Here is a 12,847-nt window from a genome sequence, read left to right as displayed (position 1 = left end):
GATCTATTCCTCAGGAAAACGCGACTACCAGTGGCCCGAGCAAGGTCAGGAACACGTTGGCAAGCGCATAGGTGATTGCGAATGGAGTGGTTGGTATCGAGTTGCCGGCCTTATCCAGAATTTCGCCAAAGGCAGGATTTGCGCTGCGCGAACCAGACAGCGCACCGGCGAAAACGGCTACGTTGTCATATTTGAGAACATAGCGCCCAAATAGCATGGTGATGATGAGCGGGAGAATGGTCACCACCACACCAATCAGGAAGATCGACAGACCGCTACTGACGATCGTTTGAACCGCCTGTAGCCCCGACTGGAGACCGACAACGGCGACGAAACCCGCAAGACCGAGATCGCGCAGAAGCGTCGAAGCCGCCGTTGGCATATTGCCGATTGCCATATTGCGGCTGCGGTACCAGCCAAACAACAGGCCCGACAACAGTGCGCCACCGCCACTTCCCAGTGTCAGCGGGATCGACCCAAAACGAATGACGGCAAGGCCGATCAAAAGGCCAGCTGCAATTCCAAGTCCATGGAAGACAAAATCCGTCTTGTCGCTGACAACGATAACCGGCCCGATTGAGCTTGAAACACGCTGCAAGTCCTGGTCCGTTCCGTAAAGAGAAACGACATCGCCAGCCGCGATAACGGTATCGGGCTTGAGCGGCAGTGGTTTATCGGCCCGCTTGACACCAATCACATAAATACCGTGACGGAGGTCGGCACTTATATGTTGTTTGATATCGGCAACCGACTTTCCGACGAATTCGGGCGCTGTGATGGTCACATCGCGAATAGCGACGATGACATCCATACCATCGGATGATTGTAGTTCGGAACCAAGCTCATTGCCCAATGTGACAACGCCGGTGCGGCGTCCGACAATCAATATGATATCATTGGTTTCGAGCTTGAGATCCGGTGCAACACCGATGATCTTGTTTGCACGTTTGACGCGTTCAATCGTGATGGAATTGTCTATAGAGGTTTTGGCCTCGATTTCCGCGACGGTTTTTCCGGCAGCTTTGTCTACCTGATAGATACGCCCGACAAGGTCAGGCGCAGCTTCCTGCTCATTGGGGCCGAGCAGCCGAATACCGGCAAGAAGTTCCGCTTCCGCCTTGATGGCATCGTCGCGAATGCTACGTCCCATGAATTTCGGCAGCAGATTGACGCAAACCAGGATTGCACCGAACGAGCCGAAAATATAGGTGACCGCGTAGCCAACGGCGACATTGGCCTGTAATCGCTGAACTTCATCGGCGGCCAGACCCAATTTCGATATCGCCGAACTGGCGGTGCCAATGATGGCTGACTGTGTCAGGCCCCCTGCGGCAATGCCGGCTGCGAGGCCTTTGTCGAGGCCGAACATACGCGCCAGGACAACCACCGTCACCAATCCGCTGATGGCCAGCACCGCGGCCATCGCAATTTCTCGAAGAGATTGACGCCCAAGCGACCGGAAGAATTGCGGACCGCTTTCGAAACCGACGGCGTAAATGAAAAGGGCGAAGAGCACTGCCTTCACCCCATTGTCGATATGGACACCGACTTGACTGATCACGACCGCTACGAGCAGCGACCCAGCGACGCCACCCAGCTGAAACTTCCCAAAATGTATTTTTCCCAGCGCGTAACCGCCAGCCAGAGATAGAAATAGTGCTATCTCCGGTGCCTGCTCAAAAACGGACTGAAGCCACTGCATACTGCCCTCCAAGCCACAATCGGACAGAGAGGGAGGGTAGGGCGCAGTTGCGTTAAGGCAAGAAAAATTGCCAAGAAAAGTTAGGGTTTTATAAAATAAGTATTTGCTATCCAGCGGCCCGATACTTTTGTGAGAATACAAAGCCGAGTGCTTCGCAAGCTAGATATCAGAATAAAGCACTCGGCTGATGAAAAGTAGCGTTTGATGTGAACGAACGGCCCTCACCGGCATTCCATCAGCAACGCATACTCATATAGCGCTATTCATTAATCTCAGGCTGGACCAGCTTTGCGAGTTTATGAAGAGAATCCTGCCAGCCAAGATAACAGGCTTCTGTAGGAATAATGTCTGGCACCCCCTCCTGTGTGATGCTGATTTCGGTTCCAACAGACACGGCTTTCAGCGCGACCGTAACCTTCATCTCACCCGGGAGGTTCGGATCGTCGAATTTGTCCGTGTAGACAAGGCGCTCGCCGGGAACCACTTCAAGATACGTGCCGCCAAACGAATGGCCGTGGCCCGTCGTGAAATTGCGGAACGACATTTTATGGCTGCCGCCAGCTTTTGCATCCAGTTCATGGACAGTGCAAAGATATCCGTAAGGCGGCAACCAGCTCGCTATGGCATCCGGCTCAACAAAGGCTCGGAAAACTTTTTCCGGCTTGGCTGCAATGACGCGATGCAGGCGAATTGTATTCGGCATGATTTCCTCCCGTTGCTTGTTTACTGCCGTTCGCGGATGACGATATTCCCGTTTTCATCATCGGCTACAGGAACCGCATCAAGTCCATCAAGTCCGGCAGACAAGCATTTTCCGCTCTCAACGTCGAACGTCGCATCGTGTGCTGTGCAGAGGAGACGCGCACCATCGGTTGAGAGTATTGCATCTGATCGGTAGTTTAATGGCAGATATTGATGCGGACAAGCATTGACAAAGCCGCGCACGATTCCGTCCCGCCTGATGAGAAGAAGCGGAAATTCCTTCCCATCAGCGCGCAGAACCAGACATTTTGTGTAACCATCGGAAATGTCCGACGACGCGCAAATGATGGTGCCGTTCTCAGGCGCCCCGGCGTAGGAACGCCAGGCGTCGCTCATGCGTTGCGCTCCGCCACACGCTTATCTTGATGCGGTTTCTGCACATTGCTGAGCACACCGCGCTGGATTTGATCTTCCTCGATGGATTCGAACAGGGCCTTGAAATTGCCTTCGCCAAAGCCGTCGTCGCCCTTGCGTTGAATGAATTCGAAAAAGATCGGCCCGATGACGGTTTTTGAGAAAATCTGCAGCAGTATGCGCGTCTCGCCACCGCCCAGAACACCTTCGCCATCGATGAGAATGCCGCGCCGTTTCAGCTTGTCGAGCGGCTCTTTGTGGTCTTTGACGCGCGCCTTGGACTTTTCGTAATAGATGTCCGGAGGACCGGGCATGAATTCCAGCCCCTGTGCTGAAATCGCATCCGTACCGCCATAAATATCATTGCTGGCGATTGCTATATGCTGAATGCCCTCGCCCTTATATTCGCGAAGATACTCCTCGATCTGGCTGTGATCATCGGCGCTTTCATTGATTGGAATACGGATTTTCCCGTCGGGCGATGTCAATGCACGGCTGGTCAGCCCCGTCATTTTTCCGGCGATGTCGAAATAGCGTATCTCCCGGAAATTGAAGGTGTCGTGGTAGAATTTGTACCACGTATTCATATTCCCGCGCACCACATTATGCGTGAGATGATCGAGGTAATAGAAGCCGAAACCTTCCGGTTTCGGATCGACCTCTCCGAGCCATTCGAACTCCGCCGAATAGCATGAACCGTCTTCGCCATAGGTTTCCACGAAGTAGAGCAGTGAGCCGCCAATACCGATAACGGCCGGAACATCCAGCGACTTGCCGTCGCCACGGTATTCTTCCGCGCCAAGTTCTACTGCGCGGCGCAGCGCATGGCCCGCGTCTACCACGCGCCACGCCATTGCAGGCGCGCAAGGGCCATGGTCTGTAACGAAGGATGCAGCGTGGCTGTTGGGCTCACGGTTCAGAAGATAGTTGATGTCGCCCTGACGATAGAGAACGATATCCTTCTTGCGATGCCTGGCAACAGGACGAAAGCCCATCTGGCGGAACAATATATCGAGCTTTTCTGGTTCGGGATGCGCGAATTCCACGAATTCAAAACCGTCCGTTCCCGCGGGATTTGCTTCGTTGATTTCGGCTTTGGCTGCGTCGTGCGGATATGGTCCCATTTTGAATCCTCCTTAAATTGAGAAGATTCTATGAGCTGACCCGCGCGAAGTGCTTGCAATATGTGGCAATCTTAGCGAAGATTTGCACAAATTATGAGCCGGAAGGACGTTTCATGCACGAAATTACGCTTGATTCCTTTGATCGTGCAATCTTGCAAACATTGCAGCGCGATGCGTCCTTGACCAATGCGGAGCTTTCTGAACTGGTCAATCTGTCACAATCCCAATGCTCGCGTCGCCGCACGCGGCTGGAGCAGGAAGGCATCATTCAGGGCTATTCTGCGAGGCTTGATGCGGCACAGCTGGGCTACGGATTGCGCGCCATCACACGCGTCAATCTATCGACCCATAACGAACGCACCGATGAATCCTTCGTCAGCTTTCTGACCCGACATGAAGAAGTGCGCGAAGCCTATTCGGTTTCCGGCGATGCGGATTATGTGCTGATTATTGTCGCCAAGGACCTTTCCGCCTTTGCCGATTTCATTCATCTCGTGCTGCTACCCCATCCGCAGGTCGCCCGCGTGCAATCCGAAATCGCGTTGCGCACGATGAAATCCGAGACCGGCCTGCCCATCAGCTAGGCAAACCAGAGTTGCCAGTCCATTGGATGTGGTGGCCAGCACTTGGAGCCGTCGCGGTCGGCATCGGAGGGTTGATCGATCCGCATGTTCTCGGTGCAGGCTATGCCAGCATCCAACAATTGCTGGATGGTTTCATGACCATGAAGGCAATCGCATTGCTGTTGGTGGTCAAGGCGGCAGTTTGGTTGATTGCGTTTGGCTCCGGCACGTCAGGCGGCGTCCTCGCCCCGCTTCTTCTGCTTGGCGGTGCACTGGGTGGACTGATTGAGCAGTTCCTGTCTGGCGGCGCAGGCTTCTGGGCCATGATCGGCATGGCCGGTATATTAAGCGGCGCAATGCGCGCGCCACTGACGAGCACCATCTTCGCGGTCGAACTGACCGGTCATTTCGTCGCCCTGCCCGAGACCATTGCCGCGTCAGTGTCAGCCTATGCCGTCAGCGTCCTCATTCTCAACCGCTCCATTCTGACAGAGAAAATTGCGCGCCGCGGACGCCATATCTTGCAGTAATATTCGGTAGACCCGTTTGCATTTCTACAGGCTGCGCACGTCATGACGCCTGCGCCGGAATGTCTGTCGGGAAAACAGTCGATTGACGAGACGATTGCATTTTTCACGAAAGACGCACACCACAGAGCGTATCCTGTTCTGAGCGATGACGGGCGCTTGCTCAGTCTTGTTTCCAGATCGGAAGTTCTGCAATGGCAGGTGTCGGGCGCTCCGGTGGCCGCATCGCTTGCCGAAACCCTCTCCGACGCCTCGCAACCCACAGCCTTCACCTCGACGTCGCTTGGCGAGGTCGCCGATCTGATGGTTATGAGCGGCATTCCACGCATTCCCATTCTCGTCCCGCAGTCACACAAAGTCGTCGGTCTGGTCTCGCGGCAGGATTTGCTCAAAGCACGCATTCAGCATAGCAATATCGAGATGGTTCGAACGCGCTGAGTATCGATAACCCGGTGGACTATCTGTAAATTTCAGGCTTGTAGCGACTGCCCAAGCGATAGCGATCACCCGCATAGATCAGCTTGTTGACGGTCGCGACCGTCTCTCTGGTCCATGTGCGACGGTCGAGGTGGAGGCAGGCTGCATTGACCTCGATTTGCAACAAGTCGGCAATCTGCGCATTCGCAGTCACCGCTGAGATCACCTGTTCGACTTCCGTCATCGGTGTGCTTTTCTGCAGATAATCATAGGTCGTCATGGTGCGGAAATCTTGCAGTTCATAATCCTGCACCAGTTGCGTGTTGACGAAGCGTTCTTCCAGTTGCACGGGCACATCGTTTTCGAAATGTACGATGATTGAATGCGCGACAGCTATCGGGCTTTGCAGTTCGAACGCGTTCAGCAGCGCCGCATCCGGCTGCACAATATCGAGCGCCACCACCTGCGCGCGATGCGTCGCGCCCCGCGCCGCAATCTCGTTGGCAATGTTCACCACTTCGATCAACGTCGTTTCGGGCTTAGGCGGTGAAACGAATGTACCAACACCTTGAATACGCTTCAAAATGCCTTGATCGGTCAGCTCGCGCAGCGCCCTGTTGACGGTCATGCGGGAGATGCCAAGCGCCTCTACAAGCTCATGCTCGGATGGCAGGCGAAAATTGCCAGGCCAGCGTCCTGACCGAATATTTTCGAGAACCTGGGCCTTCACCTTCTCGTAAAGGGGCCCTGCCGTTTCGGGCAATTCCATCGCCGAACGATGATCCGCATCCGATTTACCGGCAGAGCTCATGACGCGACTATGCTCCTATCCGTATGATCGTTTTCAGTCCTTCGGCCTGGCCCGCCAGCAAGCGGTCATAAGCCTCCGGCACTTCATCAAGTGAAATCTCGCGGTCGATCAGTTTCACCAACGATGCCTCCAGTTCTGGCAGCAAAGCCGCTATTTCCTGAAGTTCGTCCTGATAGGCATGACAACCGATCAGACTGATTTCCCGCTCAACCAGAATATTTGGATCAAGCTCGATCTTGCCGTGCGAAATCCCGACGAGCGCCAGAGAACCACCACCGGACAGGACATCGATGATCGCGTTCAAAACGGCGATATTGCCCGTCGCATCAATGGCATAACGCAAGGTTTTACCTGAAAGCGCACGCTCCAGAGCAGGCTTGTCGAGTTCCACCTTGATTGCGCCGGTTACTCTCGAAACCAGTTCAACGCGCTGTTCATTACGATCACAGACCAACACCGGCCCGTCGTGCAAACGGGAAAGCAATAAAGCCACAAGCCCGCCAATCGGTCCACACCCCACAACCAGAACTGCCTCGCCGGACGGCACACGCTGCTTGCGAATGGCATGCAACGCAACCGAAAGCGGCTCGCCCATCGCGGCGACAACCGGGTTGATGTCGGGAGCATAATGGACAAGGAGCCGCGCAGGTAGCGCCGTCTCCTCAGCGAAGCCACCATCGCAGACTTCACCGATAAAACCGAGAGTGGAACAGACATTGTGTCGACCGCTCGCACAAGCCGGGCATTCGCCGCACCAATATCTGGAATCGGCAATGACCGTATCGCCCGGCTTGAACCCGCTCACACCTGTTCCAGTCTCGGTCACGACGCCAGCAAATTCATGCCCCGCAACCGAAGGCGAACGGCTGATCCACTGGCCGGTGGAGAAATTGTGCAGGTCAGAACCACAAATTCCCGCAGCGGAAACCTTCAGCCGGACCCAGCCCGGCTCAAGCACCGTTGGCGGGTCGATATTTTCGACCCGCAGATCCTTGGACGCATAAAGCCGGACCGCTTTCATTGCGCGCACTTTCTTAAAGATAGTCTTTGCGGATTTCCGAAACGGCATTTTCGTGAGACGAGAAGCCTTCATAACGGGCGAGCGTGCGGGCGTGCTTGGCGAATTCCGGATAAGCGGAAGCCGTCACATAGCCGATGGAACAACGCTTGACGAAATCGGTCACAGAAAGCGGGCCATAGGTGCGCGCCCAGCGGCTGGTTGGCAGCACGGCATTGGGTCCGAGGCCGAAATTACCGATAACCACCGGCGTATGCGGCCCCATGAGGATTTCCGCAGCCTCGGTAATGTGGCCAAGATGCGCAAAAGGGTCGGTCGAGAGAAGCTCCAGATGTTCCGGCGCATAATCATTGATGAAGCGATAGCTTTCCTCGACCGACGAGGTCAGGACGATACCACCATATTTGCCGGTCAGAACGGTCTTGGAAAAACCAACCCGCTGCTCCGTCATGCGCGCCCAATGATCCGGCAGAGCGGCAAGTGCTTCTTCCACCACCCGGCGGCTATGCGTGACAAGCCAAGCGGAGGAATCCGGACCGTGTTCGGCTTCGATCAAAAGGTCGAGCGCGGCCAGACCGCCCTTGACGGTATCGTCTGCGAAAATCACTGCTTCGGAAGGACCTGCGGGGAGACCCGGATCGATGACACCACCAAGGAGGCGCTTTGCGGCGACAACCCATGGACTGCCCGGACCAACGATTTTGAGCGCGGGCTTCACGGTCTCCGTTCCATAAGCAACCGCTGCAACGGCCTGCGCGCCGCCAACCTTATAGACGGTTTCGACACCGGCCAGACGTGCAGCGACGAGCGTGGCGGCATCGACCGAGCCATCCGGGGTCGGCGGGGTAACGATGGCCAGTTCCGGCACACCGGCAACCACAGCAGGCACGGCGGTCATCATGGTGACAGACGGAAATGCGCCCTTCCCGCGCGGGATGTAGAGCGCTACCGAACGGATGGGCGTAAAGCGGTCGCCAGCATAGGCGCCGGGACGCATTTCCTTCAGCCACATCGCTTCCGGCTTCTGCTCTTCATGGAAGTGACGGATATTGTCGATGCCGAATTGAATGGCTTCGATCACGTCTTTTTCGACCTTGTCGAAAGCAGCGTCAAATTCCGCCTCGGTTGCCTTGATGTTGGCAGGATCGACTTCGGCCTTGTCGAAATCACGTGCAAACCGCACCAATGCGGCGTCGCCATCCGTGCGAACGGCTTCGATGATCGGTTTCACTTTCTCGATAAAGCCTGAGAGATCGGTTTCCGAACGCTTCAAAAGCTCCGCGCGCTTGGCGTCGTCCAGCTTTGCCAGTTCGTGAAAGGTTATATCGGACATAGTCGGCTCCTTGCTCGCTGCGTTGGGGACGCAGCTGATCATTTCGATTTCAGGAAAATGTCGAGCCCGACCAGACGGTCGAGCAGGAAGATAGCAAACGCGGCGCAGGCGATGAAAACCACAGAAATCGCTGCGAGGTCAGGCGTGATGATGGATCGGATCGAATTGTAAATCTGCACCGGCAGGGTGACGATACGGGCGTCAACCAGAAGCAGGCTCACCAGAAATTCGTTGAGCGCCAGAATGAACATCAGCAGCGATCCGCTGATTACACCCGGCACTACGACCGGGAGCGTCACAAAGAAAAATGTCGATATCGGCCCTGCGCCGCAATTTGCGGCGGCCAGTTCAAGGTCAGCATCGAGATTGGCCGCACTTGCCGTCACAGCCCAGATCATGAAAGGCAGATTGATGACGCAGGCTGCGATCCCAACTGGCCAAAGTTGACCCAGAATACCGGCATGCCCGAAGACCAGCATCAGGCCGATACCCGAACCGATCAGCGGGATCGTGAAAGGCAACAGCAGATAGATCTGGATCGTCTTTTCAAAGCGCACCGCATATTTGGCCAGTGCGATTCCGGCCAGCGTTCCGACAGGAATAGCGACGATGGTACAGATGAAGGACACGTAGAGGGAACGCAGGAATGCATCCCACAAATCGCTTGTCCCGACGATCTTCTGATACCATTTCAAGGAAAACCCTTCGGGCGGGAAGGTGATCATATTGCCCGACGTGAACGACGCTCCAAGAACCACGATGGTTGGTGCAGAGAGAAGCACCAGCACGGCAATTACAAAGGTCCAGATAACGACAGACTTGGACAGTGGAGCGGTCATTTCCGCGCCCTCCCCATGGCGAGCGTTCCCGCACCGAACAGGGTAAAGACGATCCCGACAAGAATGGAACCGACACCAACCAGAAGCAGCGCCAAAGTCGCGCCCAGCCCCTGATCGGATGTGCGGAAGAACTGGTCATAAATGGCGTTGGCGATAAAGTCCTGAGAGCCGCCACCAAGGATCGCCGGAATGGCAAAATCGGTCAGCGAAAGCGTCATCACCACAAGTCCCGCGCCAATCAGACCGGGACGCGCCATGGGCAGCACAACATGCGCAAATGTCCGCATCCAGTTCGCACCAAGCGAACTTGCCGCCGCTTCCATTTCTTCTGGTATGGCCGTCAGCGCCGGCGCCAGCATCAGGACCGCGAATGGCAGCATATATTGCACCAGTCCGAACAGAACTGCCGGATAGTTATAAAGCAGGCGCAAGGGTGGGATACCGACGAGACCGAGCGCCTCATTCACCATGCCCTGATTGCCCAGAATGATGAGCCAGCCATAAGCGCGCACCACCTGCCCGATGAAGAATGGCAGAAAAAGCGCGATCAGCAGGAATTTACGCAAGGCTGCCGAAGGCGTTCTGACCATCAGATAGGCATAGGGAAACGCCAGAATGAGCGTGAAAAGCGTAACGACGAGCGATCCGAAAAGGCTGCGCCAGGCGACTGTCGCAAAGAGGGATTCCGTCAGGGCGCGCTTGTAGTTGGCGAGCGTGTAATAGTCCGACATCAGGAAGGTTGACGTGTCGAGCGTACGCAGGCTGGTGTCTGCTATCTGGATCAGGCCGAGCACCAGCAAGCCCACCAACACGATGGCCGGAAACAGCATCAGATAGGGCACAGCACGGTTAAACCGCGCGGGCCATATAAAGGCTGCAATTGCTTCCAGCGCATCCATGATACGCCAAACCACCGGATAGGCAGAGCGTGCCGCTCGCATGTTTCAATTCCTGAATATTTGCCTTGAGATATCGGGCATAGGGATCGCCCTCATCGGGCAATCCTTGTTGTCTATCGAGCTGGATCAGCCCTGCATGATCGCTTTGAACTTGGAGAACCACTCGCTCTCGTTCTCAACCTGTACCTTGGCCGAGATGCGGATGAGATGCTTGAAATCCTCGTCCTTGGTCGGATAGGCCGGATCGTTTACCAGATCGGCGGGCGGCGTCAGACCCGGCACCACACCCGGCAGGCCGAGGCCGTCGAGCCAGACCTGCTGCGCATCCTTGGTGAGAGCGAAGTTAATATATTCCTTGGCCCAGTAGAGCTCGTTTTCCGGCAGACCCTTTGGAATCCACAAACCATCGGTGTCGAACTTCGCGCCTTCTTCAGGCACGGTCCAGTCGATCTTGACGCCGTTCTTCTGGGCTTCGCGCGCATTGGTCGAAATGGTGCAGGCGAGATCGATTTCACCCTTCTGGAACCAGGTGGTGAAATCCGGGTCTTCACCGAGCAGAGGCTGCTGCTGCTTCACCTTGGCGATGAAATCCCAGGCTGCCTGCATATTGCCCGGAATGTCTTCCAGCTTGCCGCCCCCGGCAACCTGTGCCGGGAAGTGGAAACCAATGCCGTCATTGTAAAGCGCGATGCGTCCCTTGAACTTCGGATCAAGCAGAGCATGCCACGACTTCGGCGGGCCATCCGGGAATGCTTCCGGGCGATAAGCCAGCACATAGACATAGCCATAGGTATTGACGATCGGATAACCGTCGAGGCCGACCGGCTTGGCAAGATCGGTAGTGTTTTTCAGATTGGACAGGTCCGACAGATCTTCCGTCACGCCACGCAATGCCGATTTGGTTGCATTGGTCGTCGTATCCCAGTTGACATGGATCGGCGGAATACGCTTCTGCGCTACCGCTGCCCAAAGCTTCGGCTGAATTTCATTGTCTTCCGTCAGATCGTGGCGGATTGAAATGCCGGTCTTCGCCGTAAATGGATCGGAAACGCCCGCCTTCAGCGCATCGACCCAGCTGCCGCCCCAGGCGCGCACGATGAGTTCTTTCGGCTTTGCAGGCTCTTCCGCGAAAGCGCGGGAAAGGCCAAGCGAGGTGGTTCCGGCAGCAGCGGCCATAGCGCCTGCGCTTTGCAGGAAGCGGCGGCGGTCGAGTATCAAAAAAGGCTTCTTCACAGCGCTCATAATGTTCTCTCCTCTAGGGTTTTGTCTGTAATCTGGTGTTCAGTTCATGCTGCAAAAACGATGAGATCGCGTGCATTCCAGCCGAGCGTGACGGTCGCGCCTTCTTCAAACTGGCTGTGTCCGACCGGATCGTGATCGAACACGCGCATCAAGGCATCGCCCAGCGCCGGTACGCGCACTTCATACACAATGCGCTCGCCTTCAAAGATTGCGTCGGTGACAACACCTTCAAGCGTGGTATCCAGCCCGGCAGCACCTTCAGCATTTGAACCGATACGGATTTGTTCGGCGCGAATGGCACAAGAAACACCATCGCCTGCGGCAACTGGCTTTTGACCGTCACCCAATATACCAACAAGCTTCGGCCCCGCATCCACCTGCACGATACTGCCGTCCACGGACGCAGCTTTCCCGGTGATGAAATTGGTAACCCCGATGAAATTCGCGACAAAAGCGTTGGACGGGTTGCGATAGGTTTCCGACGGCCTTGCCATCTGTTGTATTTCACCGCCATCCATAACGATGATTTCATCCGACACGACCAGTGCTTCACGCTGGTCATGGGTGACGTTAATCGTGGTGACACCCAGTTCGCGCTGGATGCGGCGAAATTCAAGCTGCATTTCTTCACGAAGCTTGCGGTCAAGCGCGGCCAGCGGTTCATCAAGCAGCAGAAGATCAGGCTCGAACACCAAGGCTCTGGCAATGGCGACGCGCTGTTGCTGGCCGCCGGAGAGCTCATGAACGCGTCTGTTGCCGAGCCCGCCCAAACGAACCAGATCGAGATAGCGCTCGACCCTTTCCGGGATAGTCCGGGCATCGAAACGGCGCATCTTGAGCGGAAAAGCCACATTTTCCGCTGCTGTCATGTGCGGAAACAAGGCAAGCTTCTGGAACACCATGCCGATCGAACGCTTATGCGACGGAACCGCACTGACAGCCTGGCCATTGATGAAAATCTCGCCGACACTTGGGCGTTGAAAACCAGCGATCAGCCGCAGCAGGGTTGTTTTGCCCGAACCGGATGGCCCGAGAATGGTCAGGAAACGTCCTTGATCGAGATCGAATGAAGCCGACCGAACGGCATGAAAACCGTTATAGATCATGCTGACATTCTTGGCCGAGACGGCAGCCGGTCCGATCTTGGCATTGGGGCCAGTTCCGTTTCCGGTGGATTTCATTGATGTTTCCCGTTTCATTCAGAAGCGTTTGAAAACGCCGGTCGTAAGTGTCTCAAGTCAGTTTCGGGGAGCCGA

14 protein-coding genes are annotated in these 12,847 nt (G+C 55.8%); 3 read left to right on the top strand and 11 right to left on the bottom strand.

Annotation, left to right across the window (positions count from 1 at the left end; translation table 11 throughout):
• Positions 1 to 10: 10 nt before the first annotated feature.
• The 4 genes from aspT to hppD form a co-directional block, all read right to left on the bottom strand.
• Positions 11 to 1,702 (bottom strand): aspartate-alanine antiporter, encoded by a 1,692-nt coding sequence (gene aspT, locus D8666_RS10815; RefSeq protein WP_121537807.1) that lies wholly within the window; start codon positions 1,700 to 1,702, stop codon positions 11 to 13.
• 259 nt (positions 1,703 to 1,961) lie between these two features.
• Positions 1,962 to 2,405 carry an SRPBCC family protein gene (locus tag D8666_RS10810; protein ID WP_121537805.1) on the bottom strand — a complete coding sequence of 148 codons (444 nt, stop codon included), beginning with the start codon at positions 2,403 to 2,405 and terminating at the stop codon, positions 1,962 to 1,964.
• Positions 2,406 to 2,425: 20 nt separating this feature from the next.
• A complete protein-coding gene (locus tag D8666_RS10805) occupies positions 2,426 to 2,800 on the bottom strand; it encodes a Rieske (2Fe-2S) protein (protein WP_121537803.1) in 375 nt (124 codons plus the stop codon).
• Entirely contained in the window at positions 2,797 to 3,942 is a 1,146-nt protein-coding gene (hppD, locus tag D8666_RS10800; protein ID WP_121537801.1) for a 4-hydroxyphenylpyruvate dioxygenase, read from the bottom strand. The genes D8666_RS10805 and hppD overlap by 4 nt, the downstream gene beginning before the upstream one ends.
• A 113-nt stretch (positions 3,943 to 4,055) precedes the next feature.
• Between hppD and D8666_RS10795 the strand changes: the two genes are divergently transcribed.
• The 3 genes from D8666_RS10795 to D8666_RS24350 are packed head-to-tail and all read left to right on the top strand — an operon-like array spanning position 4,056 to position 5,470.
• A complete protein-coding gene (locus D8666_RS10795; RefSeq protein WP_121537799.1) occupies positions 4,056 to 4,526 on the top strand; it encodes an Lrp/AsnC family transcriptional regulator in 471 nt (156 codons plus the stop codon).
• Positions 4,527 to 4,537: 11 nt separating this feature from the next.
• On the top strand, positions 4,538 to 5,035 hold the full coding sequence (locus tag D8666_RS24355) for a chloride channel protein (RefSeq protein ID WP_209445979.1): 498 nt from the start codon (positions 4,538 to 4,540) through the stop codon (positions 5,033 to 5,035).
• 42 nt (positions 5,036 to 5,077) lie between these two features.
• Positions 5,078 to 5,470, top strand: coding sequence for a CBS domain-containing protein (locus D8666_RS24350; protein ID WP_209445978.1), 393 nt, complete (start codon positions 5,078 to 5,080; stop codon positions 5,468 to 5,470).
• Between the two features lie 19 nt (positions 5,471 to 5,489).
• Here the strand turns inward: D8666_RS24350 and hutC are convergent, their stop codons facing one another.
• The 7 genes from hutC to D8666_RS10755 form a co-directional block, all read right to left on the bottom strand.
• Positions 5,490 to 6,260, bottom strand: coding sequence for a histidine utilization transcriptional repressor HutC (hutC, locus tag D8666_RS10785; protein WP_109366055.1), 771 nt, complete (start codon positions 6,258 to 6,260; stop codon positions 5,490 to 5,492).
• A 7-nt stretch (positions 6,261 to 6,267) separates the two neighbouring features.
• Entirely contained in the window at positions 6,268 to 7,281 is a 1,014-nt protein-coding gene (locus tag D8666_RS10780) for a zinc-dependent alcohol dehydrogenase (RefSeq protein WP_121537797.1), read from the bottom strand.
• Positions 7,282 to 7,294: 13 nt separating this feature from the next.
• On the bottom strand, positions 7,295 to 8,611 hold the full coding sequence (gene hisD / locus D8666_RS10775; protein ID WP_121537980.1) for a histidinol dehydrogenase: 1,317 nt from the start codon (positions 8,609 to 8,611) through the stop codon (positions 7,295 to 7,297).
• Positions 8,612 to 8,649: 38 nt separating this feature from the next.
• The gene (locus D8666_RS10770) at positions 8,650 to 9,450 is read right to left on the bottom strand and encodes an ABC transporter permease (protein WP_109366057.1); all 801 of its coding nucleotides are present in this window, start codon (positions 9,448 to 9,450) and stop codon (positions 8,650 to 8,652) included.
• Positions 9,447 to 10,391 (bottom strand): ABC transporter permease, encoded by a 945-nt coding sequence (locus D8666_RS10765; RefSeq protein ID WP_121537795.1) that lies wholly within the window; start codon positions 10,389 to 10,391, stop codon positions 9,447 to 9,449. Before D8666_RS10765 ends, D8666_RS10770 begins: the two co-directional genes overlap by 4 nt.
• Positions 10,392 to 10,475: 84 nt before the next feature.
• Positions 10,476 to 11,591 carry an ABC transporter substrate-binding protein gene (locus tag D8666_RS10760; RefSeq protein WP_109366059.1) on the bottom strand — a complete coding sequence of 372 codons (1,116 nt, stop codon included), beginning with the start codon at positions 11,589 to 11,591 and terminating at the stop codon, positions 10,476 to 10,478.
• A gap of 44 nt (positions 11,592 to 11,635) precedes the next feature.
• Positions 11,636 to 12,772, bottom strand: a complete 1,137-nt coding sequence (locus tag D8666_RS10755) for an ABC transporter ATP-binding protein (RefSeq protein WP_121537793.1) — start codon at positions 12,770 to 12,772, stop codon at positions 11,636 to 11,638.
• Positions 12,773 to 12,847: the final 75 nt, after the last annotated feature.

The organism is Ochrobactrum soli, from assembly GCF_003664555.1.
In the GTDB taxonomy this organism is placed as follows: domain Bacteria; phylum Pseudomonadota; class Alphaproteobacteria; order Rhizobiales; family Rhizobiaceae; genus Brucella; species Brucella teleogrylli.
The sequence above is the reverse complement of the archived record's forward strand: the minus strand, read 5'-3'. Positions and strand labels throughout refer to the sequence as shown.

What these genes read in the sequence shown, in the direction of transcription:
- D8666_RS10760 (WP_109366059.1), bottom strand. Translation starts at nt 11,591, where the DNA reads ATGAGCGCTGTGAAGAAGCCTTTTTTGATACTCGACCGCCGCCGCTTC.
- D8666_RS10810 (WP_121537805.1), bottom strand. Translation starts at nt 2,405, where the DNA reads ATGCCGAATACAATTCGCCTGCATCGCGTCATTGCAGCCAAGCCGGAA.
- D8666_RS10765 (WP_121537795.1), bottom strand. Translation starts at nt 10,391, where the DNA reads ATGCGAGCGGCACGCTCTGCCTATCCGGTGGTTTGGCGTATCATGGAT.
- D8666_RS10805 (WP_121537803.1), bottom strand. Translation starts at nt 2,800, where the DNA reads ATGAGCGACGCCTGGCGTTCCTACGCCGGGGCGCCTGAGAACGGCACC.
- hisD (WP_121537980.1), bottom strand. Translation starts at nt 8,611, where the DNA reads ATGTCCGATATAACCTTTCACGAACTGGCAAAGCTGGACGACGCCAAG.
- D8666_RS10795 (WP_121537799.1), top strand. Translation starts at nt 4,056, where the DNA reads ATGCACGAAATTACGCTTGATTCCTTTGATCGTGCAATCTTGCAAACA.
- aspT (WP_121537807.1), bottom strand. Translation starts at nt 1,702, where the DNA reads ATGCAGTGGCTTCAGTCCGTTTTTGAGCAGGCACCGGAGATAGCACTA.
- hppD (WP_121537801.1), bottom strand. Translation starts at nt 3,942, where the DNA reads ATGGGACCATATCCGCACGACGCAGCCAAAGCCGAAATCAACGAAGCA.
- hutC (WP_109366055.1), bottom strand. Translation starts at nt 6,260, where the DNA reads ATGAGCTCTGCCGGTAAATCGGATGCGGATCATCGTTCGGCGATGGAA.
- D8666_RS24350 (WP_209445978.1), top strand. Translation starts at nt 5,078, where the DNA reads ATGACGCCTGCGCCGGAATGTCTGTCGGGAAAACAGTCGATTGACGAG.
- D8666_RS10755 (WP_121537793.1), bottom strand. Translation starts at nt 12,772, where the DNA reads ATGAAATCCACCGGAAACGGAACTGGCCCCAATGCCAAGATCGGACCG.
- D8666_RS10770 (WP_109366057.1), bottom strand. Translation starts at nt 9,450, where the DNA reads ATGACCGCTCCACTGTCCAAGTCTGTCGTTATCTGGACCTTTGTAATT.
- D8666_RS10780 (WP_121537797.1), bottom strand. Translation starts at nt 7,281, where the DNA reads ATGAAAGCGGTCCGGCTTTATGCGTCCAAGGATCTGCGGGTCGAAAAT.